The sequence below is a fragment of the Rhizobium sp. ERR 1071 genome (assembly GCF_007828675.1).
GTDB lineage: Bacteria > Pseudomonadota > Alphaproteobacteria > Rhizobiales > Rhizobiaceae > Rhizobium > Rhizobium dioscoreae.
Window position 1 is genome coordinate 936812 of sequence record NZ_VITM01000003.1, and the last position, 19325, is coordinate 956136.

General features: G+C 59.8%; 20 protein-coding genes and 1 tRNA gene. 12 read left to right on the top strand and 9 right to left on the bottom strand.

Going from position 1 to position 19325, the window contains the following annotated elements:
- The first annotated feature begins 45 nt into the window (after positions 1-45).
- From cyoB to FBZ99_RS14745, 4 genes are all read left to right on the top strand, one after another.
- Positions 46-2049: a cytochrome o ubiquinol oxidase subunit I gene (cyoB, locus tag FBZ99_RS14730; RefSeq protein WP_069610896.1), complete on the top strand. Its 2004-nt coding sequence runs from the start codon at positions 46-48 to the stop codon at positions 2047-2049.
- 5 nt (positions 2050-2054) lie between these two features.
- Complete coding sequence (gene cyoC, locus FBZ99_RS14735; RefSeq protein ID WP_095433549.1) at positions 2055-2684, top strand: cytochrome o ubiquinol oxidase subunit III; 630 nt, start codon at positions 2055-2057, stop codon at positions 2682-2684.
- The gene (gene cyoD / locus FBZ99_RS14740) at positions 2681-3085 is read left to right on the top strand and encodes a cytochrome o ubiquinol oxidase subunit IV (protein ID WP_092714481.1); all 405 of its coding nucleotides are present in this window, start codon (positions 2681-2683) and stop codon (positions 3083-3085) included. The genes cyoC and cyoD overlap by 4 nt, the downstream gene beginning before the upstream one ends.
- A gap of 185 nt (positions 3086-3270) precedes the next feature.
- A complete protein-coding gene (locus FBZ99_RS14745; protein ID WP_113352073.1) occupies positions 3271-4035 on the top strand; it encodes an SURF1 family protein in 765 nt (254 codons plus the stop codon).
- Positions 4036-4274: 239 nt separating this feature from the next.
- On the opposite strand, the gene FBZ99_RS33335 is transcribed toward FBZ99_RS14745, so the two are convergent.
- A complete protein-coding gene (locus tag FBZ99_RS33335) occupies positions 4275-4553 on the bottom strand; it encodes a hypothetical protein (protein ID WP_210248378.1) in 279 nt (92 codons plus the stop codon).
- A gap of 27 nt (positions 4554-4580) precedes the next feature.
- Entirely contained in the window at positions 4581-5147 is a 567-nt protein-coding gene (locus FBZ99_RS14750) for a histidine phosphatase family protein (protein WP_113352074.1), read from the bottom strand.
- Between the two features lie 245 nt (positions 5148-5392).
- Here FBZ99_RS14750 and FBZ99_RS14755 point away from each other — a divergent pair, with 245 nt between their 5' ends.
- From FBZ99_RS14755 to FBZ99_RS14765, 3 genes are read left to right on the top strand one after another with little or no spacing between them, the layout of a single operon-like run.
- Positions 5393-5602 carry a CbtB domain-containing protein gene (locus FBZ99_RS14755; RefSeq protein ID WP_113352075.1) on the top strand — a complete coding sequence of 70 codons (210 nt, stop codon included), beginning with the start codon at positions 5393-5395 and terminating at the stop codon, positions 5600-5602.
- Positions 5603-5614: 12 nt separating this feature from the next.
- Positions 5615-6355, top strand: a complete 741-nt coding sequence (locus FBZ99_RS14760) for a CbtA family protein (RefSeq protein WP_113395918.1) — start codon at positions 5615-5617, stop codon at positions 6353-6355.
- Between the two features lie 34 nt (positions 6356-6389).
- Entirely contained in the window at positions 6390-7016 is a 627-nt protein-coding gene (locus FBZ99_RS14765; RefSeq protein WP_113395919.1) for a hypothetical protein, read from the top strand.
- A gap of 72 nt (positions 7017-7088) precedes the next feature.
- On the opposite strand, the gene FBZ99_RS14770 is transcribed toward FBZ99_RS14765, so the two are convergent.
- Positions 7089-7397 (bottom strand): GCG_CRPN prefix-to-repeats domain-containing protein, encoded by a 309-nt coding sequence (locus FBZ99_RS14770; protein ID WP_095433542.1) that lies wholly within the window; start codon positions 7395-7397, stop codon positions 7089-7091.
- Positions 7398-7637: 240 nt separating this feature from the next.
- Between FBZ99_RS14770 and FBZ99_RS14775 the strand changes: the two genes are divergently transcribed.
- Entirely contained in the window at positions 7638-9245 is a 1608-nt protein-coding gene (locus FBZ99_RS14775; RefSeq protein ID WP_113352078.1) for an inorganic phosphate transporter, read from the top strand.
- 209 nt (positions 9246-9454) lie between these two features.
- On the opposite strand, the gene FBZ99_RS14780 is transcribed toward FBZ99_RS14775, so the two are convergent.
- From FBZ99_RS14780 to FBZ99_RS14800, 5 genes are all read right to left on the bottom strand, one after another.
- A complete protein-coding gene (locus FBZ99_RS14780) occupies positions 9455-9904 on the bottom strand; it encodes a MucR family transcriptional regulator (RefSeq protein WP_113352079.1) in 450 nt (149 codons plus the stop codon).
- Between the two features lie 170 nt (positions 9905-10074).
- The gene (locus FBZ99_RS14785; protein WP_186450309.1) at positions 10075-10662 is read right to left on the bottom strand and encodes a helix-turn-helix domain-containing protein; all 588 of its coding nucleotides are present in this window, start codon (positions 10660-10662) and stop codon (positions 10075-10077) included.
- A 100-nt stretch (positions 10663-10762) separates the two neighbouring features.
- A complete protein-coding gene (locus FBZ99_RS14790; protein WP_145633896.1) occupies positions 10763-11551 on the bottom strand; it encodes an EAL domain-containing protein in 789 nt (262 codons plus the stop codon).
- A gap of 333 nt (positions 11552-11884) precedes the next feature.
- Positions 11885-12658 (bottom strand): sugar phosphate isomerase/epimerase family protein, encoded by a 774-nt coding sequence (locus tag FBZ99_RS14795; RefSeq protein ID WP_246661110.1) that lies wholly within the window; start codon positions 12656-12658, stop codon positions 11885-11887.
- A 284-nt stretch (positions 12659-12942) separates the two neighbouring features.
- Positions 12943-14820, bottom strand: coding sequence for an adenine deaminase (locus tag FBZ99_RS14800; protein ID WP_113420636.1), 1878 nt, complete (start codon positions 14818-14820; stop codon positions 12943-12945).
- 496 nt (positions 14821-15316) lie between these two features.
- Here FBZ99_RS14800 and FBZ99_RS14805 point away from each other — a divergent pair, with 496 nt between their 5' ends.
- From FBZ99_RS14805 to FBZ99_RS14820, 4 genes are read left to right on the top strand one after another with little or no spacing between them, the layout of a single operon-like run.
- Entirely contained in the window at positions 15317-16294 is a 978-nt protein-coding gene (locus tag FBZ99_RS14805; RefSeq protein WP_246661118.1) for an ABC transporter substrate-binding protein, read from the top strand.
- Between the two features lie 45 nt (positions 16295-16339).
- Positions 16340-17164 (top strand): ABC transporter permease, encoded by an 825-nt coding sequence (locus tag FBZ99_RS14810; protein ID WP_113420631.1) that lies wholly within the window; start codon positions 16340-16342, stop codon positions 17162-17164.
- A complete protein-coding gene (locus tag FBZ99_RS14815; protein ID WP_145633942.1) occupies positions 17164-17955 on the top strand; it encodes an ABC transporter permease in 792 nt (263 codons plus the stop codon). Before FBZ99_RS14810 ends, FBZ99_RS14815 begins: the two co-directional genes overlap by 1 nt.
- A 6-nt stretch (positions 17956-17961) precedes the next feature.
- A complete protein-coding gene (locus tag FBZ99_RS14820) occupies positions 17962-19020 on the top strand; it encodes an ABC transporter ATP-binding protein (RefSeq protein WP_113352085.1) in 1059 nt (352 codons plus the stop codon).
- Positions 19021-19230: 210 nt separating this feature from the next.
- Here FBZ99_RS14820 and FBZ99_RS14825 read toward each other — a convergent pair.
- A tRNA-Met gene (locus tag FBZ99_RS14825) sits at positions 19231-19307 on the bottom strand.
- Positions 19308-19325 lie beyond the last annotated feature (18 nt).

Below are 19325 nucleotides of genomic sequence, written 5' to 3' on the forward strand. Positions count from 1 at the left end.
CGGTGCGCTCAATAACAAGACATTCATAAGGGACAGAGGCAATCCATGTTTTCCAACCCGGACCTCTATAAATTCATCTTCGGTCGGCTGACGCTCGACTCGATCCCGTATCACGAGCCGATCCTCGTCGTGACCTTCATCGGCGTCGCCATCGGCGGCATCGCCGTCCTCGGCCTGCTGACCTATTTCCGCCTCTGGGGCTACCTCTGGAAGGAATGGTTCACCAGCATCGACCACAAGAAGATCGGCATCATGTATGTCGTGCTGGCGCTGATCATGCTGCTGCGCGGTTTCTCCGACGCGCTGCTGATGCGCCTGCAGCAGGCGATCGCCTTCAACGGATCCGAAGGTTATCTGCCGCCGCATCACTACGACCAGATCTTCACGGCGCATGGCGTCATCATGATCTTCTTCGTGGCGATGCCCTTCGTCACCGGCCTGATGAACCTCGTGGTGCCGCTGCAGATCGGCGCCCGCGACGTTTCCTTCCCGTTCCTCAACAACTTCTCGTTCTGGATGACGACGGCGGGCGCGATTGTCATCATGATTTCGCTCTTCATCGGCGAATTCGCGAAAACCGGCTGGCTGGCTTATCCGCCGCTTTCCGGCATCGCCTATAGTCCCGACGTCGGCGTCGATTATTACATCTGGGGCCTGCAGGTCGCGGGTATCGGAACGACGCTTTCGGGCATCAACCTGATCGCCACCATCGTCAAGATGCGCGCGCCGGGCATGACCTTCATGAAAATGCCCGTCTTCACCTGGACGTCGCTCTGCACCAACATCCTGATCGTTGCGTCCTTCCCGATCCTGACCGCCACGCTCGCTCTGCTGACCCTCGACCGCTACGCCGGCACGAACTTCTTCACGAACGACCTCGGCGGCAATCCGATGATGTATGTCAACCTCATCTGGATCTGGGGCCACCCGGAAGTCTACATCCTGATCCTGCCGGCCTTCGGCGTCTTCTCGGAAGTCGTCGCCACCTTCTGCGGCAAGCGCCTCTTCGGCTACGCCTCGATGGTTTACGCCACCTGCGTGATCATGATCCTCTCCTACCTCGTCTGGCTGCACCACTTCTTCACGATGGGCTCGGGCGCCAGCGTCAACTCCTTCTTCGGCATCACGACGATGATCATCTCGATCCCGACGGGTGCGAAGCTCTTCAACTGGCTGTTCACGATGTATCACGGCCGCATCCGCTACGAGCCGCCGATGCTGTGGACCGTCGGGTTCATGGTGACCTTCACCATCGGCGGCATGACCGGCGTCATGCTCGCCGTTCCGCCGGCCGACTTCGTGCTGCACAACTCGCTGTTCCTGATCGCCCACTTCCATAATGTGATCATCGGCGGCGTGCTCTTCGGCATGTTCGCGGGCGTCAACTACTGGTTCCCGAAGGCCTTCGGCTTCAAGCTGGATCCGTTCTGGGGCAAGATGAGCTTCTGGTTCTGGCAGATCGGCTTCTGGTTCGCCTTCATGCCGCTCTATATCCTCGGCCTGATGGGCGTCACCCGCCGTGTCAGCCAGTTCGACGATCCGTCGCTGCAGATCTGGTTCATCATCGCCGCTTTCGGCGCCGGTCTCATTGCCATCGGCATCGCCTGCTTCCTCATCCAGCTGGCCGTCAGCTTCATGAAGCGCGAAGAGCTTCGCGATCATACCGGCGATCCCTGGGGCGGCCGCACGCTGGAATGGTCCACCTCGTCGCCGCCGCCGGCCTACAACTTCGCCTTCACGCCGATCGTCTACGATCACGACGCGTGGTGGGACATGAAGAACCGCGGCTATGTCAGGCCGACCGAAGGCTTCATTCCGATCCACATGCCGAAGAACACCGGCACGGGCATCATCCTCGGCGTTCTCTCCATCGGCTTCGCATTCGGGATGATCTGGTACATGTGGTGGCTTGCCGCCATCACCTTCGTCGCGATGATCGTCATCACGATCGGCCATACCTTCAACTACAAGCGCGACTACCACATCCCCGCCGACGAGGTCGTTAAGACCGAGAACGAGCGTACGAAACAGCTCGCAGGACAGGTGTAAGACTTATGACGACCCCAACCGCACACGCTCCCAAGGATGGCGAAACACCCGCCTTCTACATGACGGAAGAGCATCATCCGGAAGGCAGCACCATGCTGGGCTTCTGGATCTACATCATGAGCGACTGCCTGATCTTCGCAGTCCTCTTCGCCACCTTCGCCGTGCTCGGCCACAGCTATGCGGCCGGCCCGTCGCCGGCCGACCTCTTCGAGCTGCCGCTCGTCGCCCTCAACACGGCGATGCTGCTCTTCTCCTCCATCACCTATGGCTTCGCCATGCTGGCAATGGAGAAGGATAACAAGTCGGGCACGCTGATGTGGCTGACGATTACGGGCATCTTCGGCGCCCTCTTCATCTTCTTCGAACTCTATGAGTTTTATCACCTGATCCTCGACGGTGCCGGCCCGCAGCGCAGTGCCTTCCTGTCCGCCTTCTTCACGCTGGTCGGCACGCACGGTCTGCACGTCACCACCGGTATCGTCTGGCTGATCACGCTGATGGTGCAGGTCGGCCGCTATGGATTGATCCCGGAAAACAAGCGCCGCCTGATGTGCCTTTCGATGTTCTGGCACTTCCTGGACGTCGTCTGGATCGGCGTGTTTTCTCTCGTCTACCTCATGGGAGTTCTCGGATGAGCTCGAACGCTAACCATTCGCATCATTCCGGCGACGCCCACGGCCACGATCACCATGGCGGCCACGAGGCGGCGCACGGCACCTTCAAGAGCTACATGACGGGGTTTATCCTCTCCGTCATCCTGACCGCCATTCCCTTCTGGCTGGTCATGGCCAAGGTCATCCCCGATCCGGCCGTCACCGGAGCGATCGTCATGATCCTCGGTGCGATCCAGATCGTCGTGCACATGATCTACTTCCTGCACATGAACACCCGCTCAGAAGGCGGCTGGAACATGATGGCGCTGATCTTTACGATCGTGATCGTCATCATCGCGCTGTCCGGCTCGCTCTGGGTCATGCATCACCTCAACGCGAACATGATGCCCATGTCGCCCGAGATGATGCGCAACATGCCGTAAATTCGAACGGCGGGCCTTCAGGCGAAGGCCCGCCCTCTTCCGGCGTGAAATCCGCCGGGTGCTGCGCGTTGCATGCTTGAAATGCCGAAAGCCGCAGCCAAATCTTCCCGACCGCGCATGATCTTCAGCGAAGAGAATTGAACCTCCCGAAATCATGCGGCAGCGCCTCCCCGGAGATCAGCGCCATGACCGATATTTCCTCGAACACCTCTCAGGGCAAGCCGCGCACGACGCTGACCCTGGTCATCTGGGTGTCGCTGCTTCTGCTTCTGACGGCCCTCCTCATCGGTCTCGGCACCTGGCAAGTGAAGCGGCTGCATTGGAAGCTGGATCTGATCGCCCGGGTCGATGCACGCGTGCATGCTCCGGCGGTTCCGGCTCCCAGCACCGCAGAGTGGGCGGACGTCACGGCCGAAAACTCCGAATACAAGCATGTCCAGGCAAGCGGCACTTTCCTCAATGACAAGCAAGTGCAGGTCTATGCCTCGACCGCTCTCGGCGCAGGCTATTGGGTGCTGACGCCGCTAAAGCTTGCAGATGGCACGATCATCATCGTCAACCGTGGCTTCGTGCCAACCGAGAAGCGCAATCCGGCGACGCGCGCCGAAGGCGAGATTTCCGGTGAGACCACCGTTACCGGCCTATTGCGTATCAGCGAGCCCAAAGGCACGCTGCTGCGTTCAAACGTGCCGGCGGAGGAGCGCTGGTATTCGCGCGACGTGGCAGCCATCGCCGAGGCCCGGGGGCTGCAGAACGTGGCGCCCTACTTCATCGATGCCGACGATGCGAAAAATCCCGGCGGATTGCCCGTGGGCGGGCTGACGCAGATCACCTTCCACAACAGCCATCTCGTCTATGCCATCACCTGGTACGGACTGGCCGCCATGACATTAGGGCTGGCAGTCTATCTCGTCTATTTCGAGCGGCAGCGGGCAAAAGTGGCTCGTTGATCGCCACCCTTTGCTTTCACGTAATTTCCGACGCGAAACCGCGCTTTTGCTGAAACTACTCTAAGGTCTGTGGAGATTCATCGTGAATTAAGGGCGGCTGCGGCGAGATGGGTGATAGCACCATTAATGCCGTGTGGATGGGAATGTTATGATCGAAGTTGGATTCGGCGATGGTTTGAACAAAAGATGAAGGTGCTGAAGCAGCAGTCTTGAGTTAGCGCTCCTCACGATAGATAGTGTCAAGTAATAGCCTGGAAATATTCAAAATAATGGATTGGTTCCCTATAGTCTTCATTACGTTCAAAGTTCTCGTGTTGGGCACGGGCATGTTCTTCGCCATCAAATGGCATCATGATCAAGGAAAGAAGAAATAACGAAACCAGCGAATCGTAAGCGCCTGCCGAACACAGCTTGTCACTGCCGCTACGTACCGGATCGGTTGGTTGCAGACAATACGACGCCATCTTCGCCCATTGGGTGTCAATCAGAATAAGCGGTCCATCAAAGGCTTGAATCACATCAAGCCAATGTGAATCCCACAGACCTTAGATCGATATCTTCGGGAAGCGAAGCTGCCAGCGCCGGCCGTCGCTCGTCATTTCGACAATCCCGAACGGCTCGACATCAACAGCCCAGAATGCCGCAGGCGGCGCCTGCAAGGCCTGCAGAACGGCAGAGCGAATGACGCTCGCATGGGTGATGATGACGATATGGCCGGCATCCTCGATATGATTTCCCATCCATTCGCTGACACGTTTCATGACCGACAAGAGGGCTTCGCCGCCATGCGGCGCGACCGACGTGTCCGTCATCCAGAGCGCGAGGGACTCCGCATCCCTTTCATGCAGTTCGGCTAGTGATTGCCCCCGCCAGTCGCCATAATCGCATTCGCGCAAGGCGACATCCGGGATAGCGTCGAGACCGAGGACCGCGGCGGTCTGGCGCGCGCGCAGAGCCGGGCTCGCCCAGACCCGATCGATCGCCCCCAGCCTGAAGGATAAGGATTGAGCCTGCTGAGCCGCCTTCGCCTCCAAGGGTTCGTCATCCGGAAAGCAGCCATTCCGATTGGCTTGCGTTGCCCCATGGCAAATCCAGCTCAAACGCGTTTTCATGAAACTTCCTCTATTCCATCCCCCGGTGCGCTCTTGTCGCGATTTAGCATCGCAGTGGCGCTTGATTGACAATTATATTTGCAGATAGCTATAAACTTGCACTTGCGGGTGTGGAAGCCGGTGGAATCCCGGCGCGGTCGCGCCACTGTAATCGAAGACGGACGAGTTCCGCCTCCGAGAGCCAGACCCTTCCCGCAAGAACCCTTCCGCAAATGGAACGCGCTTTTCTTAAAGAGGGAAATACAATGTCCGACACCACTTTCGCCCCAACCGCAGTTCCACAGCCGATTCCGCTCGGCCAAATCCTGCCCTGGGCTATTTTTGCCGGCCTGCTGATGCTGCTTGCGATCTATTTCATCGGCGCAGAAGAAGGCGCGACCTCGCTCTTCTCGGGCATGTATGTGCACGAATTCGTGCATGATGCCCGCCACCTGCTCGGCTTCCCCTGCCACTAAGGGGTCAAGCACATGGTTGGACGTCTTTTGCTCCGCGGCATGATCGTCGGGGCCTTGACCGGTATTTTCGTTTTTGCTTTTGCCCACATCTTCGGCGAACCGCTGGTCGACTGGGCCATCGGGTTTGAAGAAAAGGCCGCGCAGGCGGCCGGCGAAGCTCCTGAACCAGAGATTGTCAGCCGCGCTACGCAGGCGGGCATCGGCCTCTTCACCGGCAGCGTGATCTTTTCCACCGCAATCGGCGGATTGTTCGCGCTGGTTTTCTCCTTCATCTACGGCCGCATCAGCCCCTTGGGTGCGCGCGGCACGGCAGCGCTGCTCGCGCTCGCCGCTTTCGTGACGATTTCGCTCGTGCCCGATCTCAAGTATCCGGCAAACCCACCGGCCGTCGGCAATCCCGATACGATCGGCGCGAGAACGGAACTGTTCTTCATCATGATCGTTGCCTCCGTCGTCGGCATGATCGTCGCGGTGGGCTTCGGTCGCAGGCTGGCAGCGCGATATGGTTCCTGGAACGGTGCGATCATTGCCGGCATTGGCTACATCGTCTTCATCGCGCTGATCCAATATCTGCTTCCCCCCATCAACGAAGTGCCCGAGCAATTTTCCGCCGTCGTGCTCTGGCGCTTCCGCGTCACCTCGCTCGGCATGCACGCCATTCTCTGGACGACGCTCGGCCTTGCCTTCGGAGCCTGGGCGGAACGTCAGTTGCCGCAGACACGTTACGGCAATGCGGCCCTACGCCGGGTTTAGTGTGGTAAATAGATCGCATCCCGCGCATGGCAACATGCGCGGGAGACGCCTGTATCCAGGTGGCGTCCTGTTTGCAATCTTCTGTCTCATCGTTGCAGGTTGGCCAGTTTCGGTTGCCGCACATGGCAGCGGCTCCTCCGGCAGCCAGGCCGGCATTCCGATTCCCAGTCTCACCCATGGCGAGATGGCTGTGATCTCTCCCTATTACGGGCGGATCATTTCGCTTGCCGAGAGCATATCGGATACCGACGAAACCTTCCGCCGTCTCCTGAACTTCGCGCAGATCCAGCGTGCCTATTGCCTATGGGGCGTGATGCCAGGCAGCGTCAGCGACGAGGAAAGCCCTTTCAACGAATGTTCGCACGCCTATCTTGCGGCTGCAAAAGCAGTGCTGCTGCAGATGCGTGCCATGAAAGTGGAAAAGGAACCGGTCGACGACCTCGTCTCCGATATCGATCTGGCACTCGTGCGCAACAACCTCTCGCTCATCCTGTGCAAATTCAGCGGCGAGAATTTCAATACGGCCGATCTCATCCGGCCGAAGCTTGCCGATATCGCGCTTCATGCGAAAAGCCTTGCTGCGATCTTATCGGCCAGCCTGTTCGTACTTGCAGGGCTATGGCTAGGCGCGCGCGCATTACGGCCGCAAGCTCAATCTTAGGAACCGCTGCGCACTGTTCCTCGAGCTGGCCTTAACAAAACACCGCCGCGAAGTGCGGCGGTGTTTCTGATCTTACCAGTAACGCGGGCGATCGCGCCAACGGTCATCGCGCCAGCCATCGCGATGATGGCGATGGCCGTGCCAACCCCATGGCGGCGGCGGTGGCGGCCTGTAGTAACCCCAGCGCCGGGGCGGCGGACCCCAGCGATTGGGGCGGCATTCGCCCCAGCGCGTCAGGTGCCAGCCACGACCGCAGGCATAGTCAACTTTCACGATCGGCGCTGAGGCCGCTGTCCCAACGGCTGGGATAGGCATTGCCTCTGCCGAAGATACAACCAGGCTGCCAAACAAGGCAGCGATGGCAATCACGGACGATCTCATTTTGATGGCCCTCTATCCAAGTCCCTTACATGCGGGATTTAACCCCTTGAGGTATGAACGCCGGCTGAACCGAAAAAGGCCATTTGACGGCGAAATCAAGATCAGACCAAACGCCTGACCGCAGCCCAGAAAGCGTCCTGTTGCCGGTATTTGCGGCCAGCCGCAACCTACTCGCGCGTCACGAGAGTTTCATGAAGGAGGCTTACACCAACGATATCAATTGCCATAAAGGAGTTTGGGATGGTCGACCTCGCTTCAAACACTTCGGAGGGTGGCAATGCCAACCATCCAATTCACGGCGCCGGTAGTTCGGCAAAATGGTTTCTGCCGATCTTCGGTGTCGTCGTGCTGGCCGGCCTTGCCTATGTCGGCTATGCCCTTGGCAGCGACCTCGCCGAAGCTGCCGCCGTTCCGTGGATCCTGCTCGGCCTGGCGCTGCTGATCGCGCTCGGCTTCGAATTCGTCAACGGCTTCCACGATACTGCCAACGCCGTCGCCACTGTCATCTATACGCGCTCGCTGCCGGCGGAATTCGCCGTCATCTGGTCGGGCTTCTTCAACTTCCTCGGTGTTCTCACTTCGTCGGGCGCCGTCGCCTTCGGCATCCTGGCGCTGCTGCCGGTCGAACTCATCCTGCAAGTCGGCTCCGGCTCCGGTCTCGCCATGGTCTTCGCCCTATTGACCGCCGCCATCATCTGGAACCTCGGCACCTGGTATCTCGGCCTGCCGGCCTCGAGCTCGCATACGCTCGTCGGCTCGATCATCGGGGTCGGCCTCGCCAACCAGTTCCTGGCACCCGCCGGCTCCGCCACCAGCGGTGTCGACTGGTCGCAGGCAAGCAGCGTCGGCATGTCGCTGCTCCTGTCGCCGATCATCGGCTTTGCCGCAGCTGCAATATTGCTGCTGGTCGCCAAGGTGCTGATCCGCAATAAGGAGCTTTATGAAGCGCCGAAGGGCAATACGCCGCCGCCTATCTGGATCCGCGGCCTGCTGATCTTCACCTGCACCGGCGTCAGCTTCGCTCACGGCTCGAACGACGGGCAGAAGGGCATGGGCCTCATCATGCTTATCCTCATCGGCCTGGTGCCGACGGCTTTTGCGCTGAACCGCACACCCGATGTCAACTATCTCGAGGCTTACAAGGCTGCCTCAACGCAGGTCGAGACCGTGCTTGGCAAGTATGTGAAGCCCGGCGTTGCCGCTCCGGCCGATCCGAAGGCTGCGGTCAGCGATGCTGTCAAGAGCAAGATCTGGTCGGATGCGACCACGCCGGCACTTCAGGCCTACATTCACGCCACCAGCGCCGAGATCGCCGCTTATCCGAGCGTCGAGAAGCTGCCGAACGGCCTCGTCAGCAACGTTCGTAACGACATCTACCTGATCGGTGAATCGCTGAAGCTGATCGACAAGCAAAAGCTGCTGCCGATGAGCGCCGACGACCTGAAGGCCGTTACGAACTATCACGCCGCCGTCGATCACGCGACCAAGTTCATTCCGCTCTGGGTGAAGGTCGCCGTGGCACTGGCACTCGGCCTCGGCACGATGGTTGGCTGGAAGCGCATCGTCGTCACCGTCGGCGAAAAGATCGGCAAGACGCATCTGACTTACGGCCAGGGTGCTGCCGCCGAAGTCGTCGCCATGCTGACGATCGGTGCTGCCGACCATCTCGGCCTGCCGGTCTCGACCACGCACGTCCTGTCCTCCGGCGTCGCCGGCACCATGGCCGCCAACGGTTCCGGCCTGCAATGGTCGACCGTTCGCAACATGCTGATGGCCTGGATCCTGACGCTGCCAGCTTCGATCGCGCTTGCCTTCGTGCTGTTCGTCGTGCTGCGCCAGGTCTTCTAATCGTCGCGATAAAGGCGTCGAACATTTTCGATAAGACTATGGCGCCCCTGACGGGGCGTCATTTCATTTGCAGCATTCCGCCGGCAGACGCGGCACTGCGGCCGGCATCGCAAAACGCATCGAAAGCGTTCGCGAGATCCGCCTGCATTCCCACGGAGCATCGAAGCCGAGCCGTCAGGAGCGCATGAGGCGCCTGTTTGCGGATTGCTTCAGCCGACGCCTTCCCTCTTGTTGCCGTTCGCACCGAGGCCGGAAATCTTGGCAAGTTCCGAGCGACGGTTGGCGTAATTCTGCGCAACCATCGGATAGTTGGGAGCAAGTCCCCATTTCTGTCTGTATTCCTCGGGCGTCATGCCATAATGCACGCGCAAATGGCGCTTCAGGGTCTTGAAGCGTTTGCCGTCTTCGAGGCAGACGATGTAGTCGTTTGTCACCGATTTCTTCAAATCCACCGCCGGCACCAAGTTGCTTCGATCGACGATCGAAGCCGACCCATCCAACGTTTGCAGCGCCTCGTGAATATCCTTGATAAGCCTGGGGAGGCTGTGAACAGGGATGGCATTATGGCTGACATAGGCTGAAACGATCTTCACGCAGCCATCGAACAAAGCAGGCGTCTTCTGGGGTACGGGGTCTTTTCTCTCGCTGAAAGAATCCATGATCTTTTCCCGGATCTCATTTGGTTCCTCGTGCGCCGCCCCGCTCGAATTGCATCATGCGCGATACCCGCAGCCGGGCAGCGCGCCGTTTCGATTTGCGCCCTGTTCCAGGAGCGCGATCCCGGTTTGGTAACCGGGGTACAATGCGACCGCATGAAATGCGTGCGCAATCACAGCCGGTAGCTTTTCGCTCCGTATCCCATATCCGCAGCGGTCTGCGGCAGTTCGCCGGCGGAGTCCGAGAAGTAGACCGCCAGCTTGTTGCAAAGAGTGACGAGCGGCATGCCGAGCATGAACGCCGTATGAGTGGGATCTCCGCCGCAATGCTGCAGCGTCTGGAGAATAAGCTTGCGCTCGACATCCTCCATCGTCTGGCCGACGAGGCTGCTAACGGCGGTATCGACCGCTCCCTGCAGCAAACGGCCATCGCCAAGATGGAGGGTGATCTCCTCGATCAATCGATTTTCGCTCGCGGTCACGATAACGACATCATCAGCATGACCGCCGAGCTCGCACAGGACGTAGAGCCCGGTCTCGGTATCTATGCTGACGCGGCCAATCGCTTCTGCCGCCTGATCGCAGATAAGAACATGCGGCTCGGTTCCGCCGACGAATGTGGCGACCAGCTCGCCGCTCCCGGAAAAGACGATGCGAAGCCGGCTCACAAAAGCGCGCAGCAATGTCTTTGTCTTGAGCTCGCTCGCAGCCCGGGCAGCCGAGATCTGATAGGCCGATGTGAAAGCCGGCTGCTTCATCATGACCTCACCTGCAGGGCCTTGATGGCAGGCTTCGGCGAAAGACCGGCAGACATACGCCATGCATAAGGTTTGGAGATCGCGGTCATATTCGGCGGGAAAATCATTCCACCCCCCGCAAGACGGCTTTCCGCTTATAGCGCCGGAGCTGGGCCAAGGAAACCGGCTTCGACAGCAGGAAGCCCTGTACATGCGTTGCGCCCGCTTCCCGCGCCACATCGAGTTGGGAGCTGGTTTCGATACCCTCGACGACGACAAAGGGAGCAAAGCAGGCGGCAAAACCGACGAGATGGGAGAGGCTGTCGCTTCCGTCGCGCCCTTGCCTGTTATCCCACACAAAGGCTGCATCGATCTTGACGATATCGGCGGGCACCTGCAACAGCGATGCCGGCGTGGCGAAACCCGACCCGAAATCGTCAATGGCGATACGACAGCCGAGGTCACGGATCATCTTCATGCGTTCGATGGATGCGCCAACCACGGGATAACTTTCGGTGACCTCGATGATGAGGCGCGAAGCAAGCTCCGGGCGGCGGCTGATTCGGCCGAATACATCGGCGAACCGATCACGGCGCGACAGGCTGGTGGCGGAAAGATTGAAACCGAGAACCAGCGCCTCATCCGCAGTCAGATCGGACAGCACCATATCCAGAATGCGCAGATCGAGATCGAACCAGCGATCCTGCCGCTCGAGCAGCGAGACGAAGGTGCCGGCCGTGTGCACGGTGCCGTCCGAGTCCGTTACGCGCGCCACGCTTTCCGCGTAGAATACCTTGCCGACATTTCCGGCATCATGAATCCATTGCGCCGCAAAACCCAGGCCACCTTCAGCGATCGCCTTCAAGATCAGGGCTCCATGCCCCTCCTCCTCGCGGCTTGCACTACCGTTCATCGGATTTCCCTTTCGGGGCGACGCGGCGATCGAGGAACATCCAGGAGCAGGAAACAGCGGATGATGAACGGCGCGTCTCGCTCCGAAACATCGGATTCCGGTGTCCATAATCCGCCTCTTCCATCTTCCAGACACCCTCAAACCTCAATCATTGAGGCCCCCTTCATCGAGCTGGAAATATTGCGCCGAAGACCATAGTCAACCCGGCACGGATATGCCTACGAGATAGTTATTTAATAATTGCTAATACACTAATTAACTAGCGCTGCAAAAGTCAATCTCCGCGCAGCTTCTCCCGCACAACTAAACTAAAATATTAATGCTCTTCAACAATTATTCAGCACTTGCCGTTTGGGACCACCAGCCACTTTGCCGCGCCGCCTGCAGGGCTAAATCCAGAGGCGGCAGATCCTGGTGCCACAATCTTTCCCACTCCAGACTCATGATGCCGGCATAACCATCGGCATCGAGCGCTGACCGCAATGCCGCCATCGGGAACTCGCCGGTACCGGGGAGCACGTAACTATAGGGCAGTCTCGGCCCCGGCACGGAAACGCTGTCCTTGATGTGGAGATGGTGCGTGTTGCGCCGAACCTGCTTCCAGGTTTCGACGGGATCTTGCCCGCCCTTGCGCCAAGTATGATGCGTATCCCAGATAAGAGCGCAATCGGGCGCTATTTCAAGGAAGCGTGGAATAGCGTCCGGCAGCGCAAGGAAATCATGTGTCTCGACGACCATAGCGGCATGAAAGCCTTCACGCTCCGCAGTCTCACGCCACCATTGCAGCGTCGCCAGCGCCTCGGCCAACTCGCCCTTGTCGGCGGTTTCGCCGCCGTCGAAAACCCGGAGCGAACGAACGCCGACGGCCTCCGCCCATGGAAGATAGCGCAGGAACTCCTCCTTCGCCTGCGCTGTCCCGCCGACAAGACGCAGCGAAGTATTGAAGGCACAGACGCTAACGGGAGAGGCCTGCAGCACTTTGGCCAAGCCGGCCGGAGAACCGAACCTTTCGGTGAAATAGGCAACCAGATCGACAGTGCCGCCAAGGGCGCGGATTTCGATGGCGCCGATGCCATGCTTCGCTGCCAATCCGAGGGCTTCGCTCAATTCGAATTCCGCACATCCCAGTGTGGAAAATGCCAACATTGTCCGCGACCTGTCACTATCAACTGTGATCACCAGAGCCTCCTCCGCCCGGTTGGCACCCGCTCAACGCGCGGATGGATACGCTCCACCCATCCGCGGTCTGTGGCTCGATATAAGTAACCAAATAGATAATTAAGGAGCTGGCTTCGGCCGTCAAGCTCCGATCGCAATCCGCCCCGTGGGGCAGCTCATTAGCGATCAACGGCACGGCGAGGGATATTCACAATAAGCAAGCCGGATATCCATCACCAGACGATCGGATGCGTTTCCCCGGTCGCGACATTGACGAAGCCTTCCGGCGCCCTTTCGGAGGGGGCAACCAGAACCCAGCGCCAGGGCGCGCAGGTGAGCGTCGCGAAGGAAAGCCGCTCGGGAAAGCCCGGCCACCAGCGTGGCGAGAAGGTCGGCTCATACATCCAATCGATCTCGGCGCCGGCCTTATATAACGCCTGCATCTCCGCATCCAGCTCTTCGGCCGAGCGCGCCGTCATCAGGCCGCCGACTTCGTAGCGGACACGGGCGACGACCTTTCCGCCCGAAACCAGCACCCAGCCGCCCTGCTGATCCTTCAGCGCATTGGCGACCATGGCCATGGCTTCATCGGAGGAGCCGACCACCCAGATATTGTGCTTATCGTGGCCGAGCGTTGCGCCAAGGGCGGTATCCGGCGTGCGCGGGCCAGTGCCCAGCCAGAACATGCGCGCGACCTTGGCCTCGCCGGAAAAGCGGTCGACGATCGCGAATTTCGTGACGTTACGATCATGATCACGCTGCACGGCGCCATCGCTGACGGGCAGATCCATGGTGATGAAATCATCGGCCCAGTGAAATGGCCGCAACAGGGCGGCCTTGGCCGTGCCGGACGCTGATGGAGCGGCAATGCGAAAATCTTCCGCCGTGACGGTCCGATCGATGCGAACCGTCTGCGTTGCCCATGCCGGCCAGTCGATCTCCGGGCGAACGCCGACAAAGGCCTTGCCTTCGGCTGCCGGCTTGCCATCGGCCCAGACCTTGGCAATCGACAACGTCTTCACATCGTCCAGCAGCACGATATCGGCAAAACGGCCTGGCGCGATCGAGCCGACCCATGGTGTCAGCCGCATGTGACGGGCAGGATTGATCGTCACGCATTGAATGGCAATTTCCGGCGACAGCCCATTCTCAATTGCCAGCCGGACATTATAGTCTGTCGCGCCGATCTTCAGCGTGTCGCTGGCGCTACGATCGTCAGTGACGAAGGCGATCTGCGACCAGTCGGACAATCCTTTCTCGATCAACCCCTTGATCACCTCGGGCAGGGAATGCGGCCTGAGCTCGATGAAGAGGCCATGCGTCAGCTTTTCCCAGATCTCGTCAAGAAACCAGCCCTCGTGATCGGAAGCGAGTCCGGCGCCGGCAAAAGCATTGATCGACGGCAGATCGCGCAGGCCCGCGCCATGACCCTCGACCACGCCGCGCTGTTCGAAGGTGGCCCGGATCATGCCCCAAAGGCGATCGTAAGCCGGATTCTCCGGGTTGCTCACCGACGGCCAGTCCATGACTTCGTCAAGGCCGGCCACCATCAGGCTTTCACGCAGAAACGACTGCTGCTCGTCATAGCCGAAGTGACCGCCACCCCATTCGTAAGCCGTCGGCGGCACGGCCGATCCGGGCAGCGGGAATATCTTCATCGGCGAGCCGCGGCGGCGCGCTTCCAGCCAGAATTCCAGATTGCGGGCGCCGTTCACGTTGGAAAACTCATGGCTCGCCTCGCAAGTCCAGGTGACACCATGCGGCATGACCAGAGCTGCTTCCCATTCCGGCGTCAGATGCGAACTTTCGATATGCTTATGCGCCTCGCCGAAACCGGGAACGGCGGCGAGATGCGGCTCGTGCGCGCGCTCGCTCACTTCGCCCGTGTAGCTACCGGCCGGGCCGACATAGGCGATCCGCCGGCCTTTGATGACGATTTCCTGATCGTCCAGCCAGGTACGGCTATGCACATCCAAAAGCCTGCCGACACGCAGCAGGCGATCCGCCGGACGGCGGGCGAGCGCGGTCAGCGTCAGATCCTGACGGATCAGCACTTCGTCCGCCGCATTGATGAGCAGATCGTCCGGAAGATTTGTGTTCGGGGATGTCATGAGAAGCATGCCTGCAGGATATTCGGTCAATTGAGGGTAGAGATGACCGATCCGCGTGTAAAGCTGCCCGGCCCACCGGCAGAATAATCGCATGTTAAATGAAGACATTGCTGAGCTACTCCTTCCCCCAAGGAGCAGGGCTATCGCATATGGAGCGGATGGGCACCGGAAGCTCCTTCTCCCCTCGGGGAGAAGGGGAGGTGGCAACGACTTCAGCTCATATGCGATAGCCCTTCGCCAAGGAGGGAGAGGAGTTCGCGGATCGCAACGATGTACAACGACTAGGCGTCGCAGCGTAGCGCAACATATTCATCCCATCAAAGGCAAAAACCACCATCCTGCCCATTTGTTGGGCTTGTAAAGCCGGTGCTCGAAAAATAGTATCCTGCAAGCTTGAAACATATGCCCGATTTCATTGACCAAAAGGATTTAGAGAATGAACGGCCTCACCCTTGCCCGTGTCGCGGGATTTGTTCTCCTTGCCGCGGCAACTGCGATGCCGGGCTTCGCCCAGGCAAAGACGCTGACTATCTCCTGGTGGGGCTATAATGGCGAGAAGATGCAGGCCAACATCATCGAGCCCTTCAAGAAGATCTGCGGCTGCGATGTCGTTTTCGAAACCGGCAACAATGCCGACCGCCTCAACAAGCTGAAGCTGCGCGGCGGTAAGGGCGTCGACGTCATCTATCTCACGGACAGCTATTCGCAGCTAGGCATCCAGCAGGGTCTCTTCCAGGAAGTCGACCGCAGCAAGCTCCCCAACCTTGCCGATCTCTACGATATCGCCAAGGCACCGCAAGGCAATTACGGCCCCGCCTACACGATCGGCCGCATCGGTATCGTCTATGATACGGCGAAGGTGAACCCACCGGTTTCCTCCTGGAACGATCTGTGGCGCGACGACCTGAAGGGCGCCGTTTCGCTTCCCGGCATCACCACAACGGGCGGGCCGCTGACGGTGCTCCAAGCCGGCAAGCATGCCGGCGCCGATCCCTATGCCGATGCCGACAAGGCGTTTGAGGCCATCGAGGCGCTGAAGCCGAATGTCGTCAAGAACTACAATACCGGCTCCGAACTGGTGAACCTGATCTCGACGGGCGAGGCCAAGGTGGCGATGACGCAGGACTTTGTTCTGTCATCCCTGCGATCGGCCGTTCCGACGATGGCCTGGGCCGATCTCAAGGATGGCGATATCGCCGTCCTCAACACGGTCAATATTCCGAAGGGCTCGGAAAACGTCGAGCTTGCGCACCAGTTCATCAACTTCATCCTGTCGAAGGACGTGCAGCAGGCGGAAGCCGAACAGGGCGTCGATGCGCCGGTCTCGACCAAAGTCGTGCTGCCGCCGGAAAAGGCCAAGCTCTGGACCTACGGCGCCGAAATGATCGCCAAGCTCAGCCGCATCGACTATCAGAAGCTGATCGAGGCGCAACCGGACTGGGTCGATCGCTGGAACGAGATCTTCGGCATGTAACAGGGCATGCCGCATAGTCTGCGGCGTTCTCACGGAATGTAGTTGATGAAGCATTTGATGAAATGGGGATTGGCGACGCCGGCGATTCTCGCCGTAACGCTCTTCCTGCTCGTTCCCGTCGTCATTACGATTGCGGCGACCTTCGGTGAACCTAAGGGGATTTTCTCCCCCTATGTCGCCTTCTTTTCCAGCGGCTTTCGCCGCACGGTGCTCTTCAGGACGATCGAAGTGGCGCTGATCACGACGGCAATCTCGCTGTTTATCGGCTTCATCGCCGCCTATGTGATCGCGCAGATGCCAGGCCGCGCCAAAAGCGTGATGATCATCGCCGCTGTCTTTCCGCTGCTGACCGGCGTGGTGGTGCGCTCCTTCGCCTGGCTGATCATTCTCGGCAAGAACGGCATTCTGAACACCATCCTCGTGTCGATCGGCGTCATCAGCGAGCCGCTCTCGATGCTCTACACTGAGGGCTCTGTCATTGTCGCGATGGTCTATCTCTTCGTGCCCTTGATGATCCTGACGCTCGTCGGCGTGCTTGAGGGCATACCGCAGGATCTCATTCAGGCGGCGACGTCGCTCGGTGCCACGCCGGCGGCGACCTTTCGCCAAATCATCCTGCCGCTGGCAACACCCGGCCTGATCGTCGGCGCGGTGCTAGTGTTCACCGGCAGCTTCACCTCCTACGCCACGCCGCAGCTGCTTGGCGGCGAAAAGCAGATGATGATGGGCACCTTCCTCTATCAGCGCGCCATGGTCACCTTCGATTGGGTCGGCGCCTCAACGATCGCCGCCATCATGGTGGTGGTCACGATCGGCATTGTAGCGATCATGAGCCGGCTCGCGCGACGGCTGAACCCGATGGCGGTGTGATCATGACAAGAACGGTCCATCCCGCGCTCATCGCTTTCACCGCCCTCGTCTTCCTCTTCCTGCTGGCGCCGCTCGTCATCATCATCGGTGCCGCCTTAAGCGACACAACCTATCTCACCTTCCCGCCGCAGGGCCTGACGCTGCGCTGGTTCTCGAACATCTTTCAGATTGAGGCCTTCCGCACGACGGCGATCACCAGCCTGGAGCTGGCCTTCCTCGGAACTGCACTGTCGCTGCTGATCGGCATTCCCGCCGCCTACGCCATCAGCCGTTACAGGGTCGAGTTGCCGCGCTGGCTTTCGACGCTTTTCGTGCTGCCGATCCTCGTTCCGGAAATCGTCTTCGGCTTCTCACTGATGAAATCGATCACGATCGGGCTCGGCCTGCCGATCTTCCCGAGCCTCTTGATCGGCCATGCGCTGCTGGTGCTGCCCTATTCGGTGCGCGTCGTCAGCGCCAGCCTCGCGAGCTTCGATTTTTCGATCGAGGAAGCGGCGATCAGCCTCGGCTGCCCACCCCTGAAGACCTTCCTGACAGTGATGCTGCCGAATATCCGCGCCGGCGTCATTGCCGCCTTCATCCTCGCCTTCATCACCTCGATCAACGATGTCTCGGTCTCGGTCTTCCTGACAGGCCCGGGCATCTCCACCCTTCCGATCCAGATCCTCGCCCATATGGAGCAGTTCTTCGATCCGACCATCGCCTCGGTTTCCGTGCTGCTGATGCTCGTCACCGTCGCCGTCATGGCGATCGTCGAAGCCACCCTGGGCCTCACCTTCCTGACAAAGTAGCCGCTCGTGACCGTATCGCTCTCCATTAATTCCATCAGCGCCCATTACGGCAAGACGGCCGTCCTGCAGGATCTTTCGCTGTCCGTCGCCGCCGGCGAACTCGTCTCGCTGCTCGGCTCCAGCGGCTGCGGCAAGACGACGACCTTGCGGCTCGTCGCCGGCTTCCTGCAGCCGACCAGCGGCACGATCAAGCTGGGTGACCGCGACCTGACGACACTGCCGGCGCATGCCAGAGATATTGGCTTGGTGTTCCAGAACTACGCGCTGTTTCCGCATCTGACGGTACTCGAAAATGTCGCCTTCGGCCTCAAGCAGCGCCGCATGCCGACGAAGGAGCGCCTTACGAAGGCCGGCGCCATGCTGGACCGCGTCGGCCTTTCCGGCCTAGGCGATCGCCTGCCCGGCGCACTCTCCGGCGGCCAGAAGCAGCGCGTCGCGCTCGCCCGCGCTCTCGTCATCGAGCCGCCGCTTCTGATGTTCGATGAGCCGCTATCCAATCTCGATGCCAAACTCAGGGTTGATATGCGTGTCGAGATACGCCAGTTGCAGCGCGCCAATGGCACGACCTCGCTTTACGTGACTCACGATCAGGAGGAAGCCTTCTCAATCTCGGATCGCGTCGCCATCATGAATGCCGGGCGTATCATGCAGCTCGATACACCCGAAACCCTCTACCGCAAGCCCGCCAACAGCTTTGTCGCCCGCTTCGTCGGCTTCGAAAACCTGCTGCCGCTGCAAGTCGTCGGTCGAGCGGGCGCAGTCGTGACTGCCGAGGCTGCGGGCGGCGCAAGGATCACTCTGTCGCAGGACGATTTCGGGCCGATCCCGGACAGTCTTGTCCTCGGCTGCCGCGCGGACGGGCTTTCGGTCCGACGCGAAGGCAACGGCCTGCCGGCGATTCTGGGAACACGCACCTATCTCGGCCGTGCCTATCAATACCAATGCGAAACAGCGGCCGGTGCTATCGTCGCCAATGGCGTCCTATCGGAGCCGATGGCCGCAGGAGATGCCGTCGTGCTGATACCCGTGCCTGAGCAATGCTGCATTCTTCAGCCGGAGCAATAGAATTCAGGCTTCCACCTCTTTTTGTGAGCTATGATTGCAATCGCCATCGGCGGGTAGCCTCTGCGCCATTGCTATTATGTGTATTGGGGAACGCTTGGTTCCGTGTTGCTGCATTGTTTGGCTTGTTGCGAGGGCTTGCTGTTGGTTTGGAGGCATGAGGCGTTGCTGGAACGCAAAAAGCCCGCGGGAAGCGGGCGTTGTGGGTAATATTGGTTGCGGGGGCAGGATTTGAACCTGCGGCCTTCAGGTTATGAGCCTGACGAGCTACCGGGCTGCTCCACCCCGCGTTACCAGCGTAAACCCGG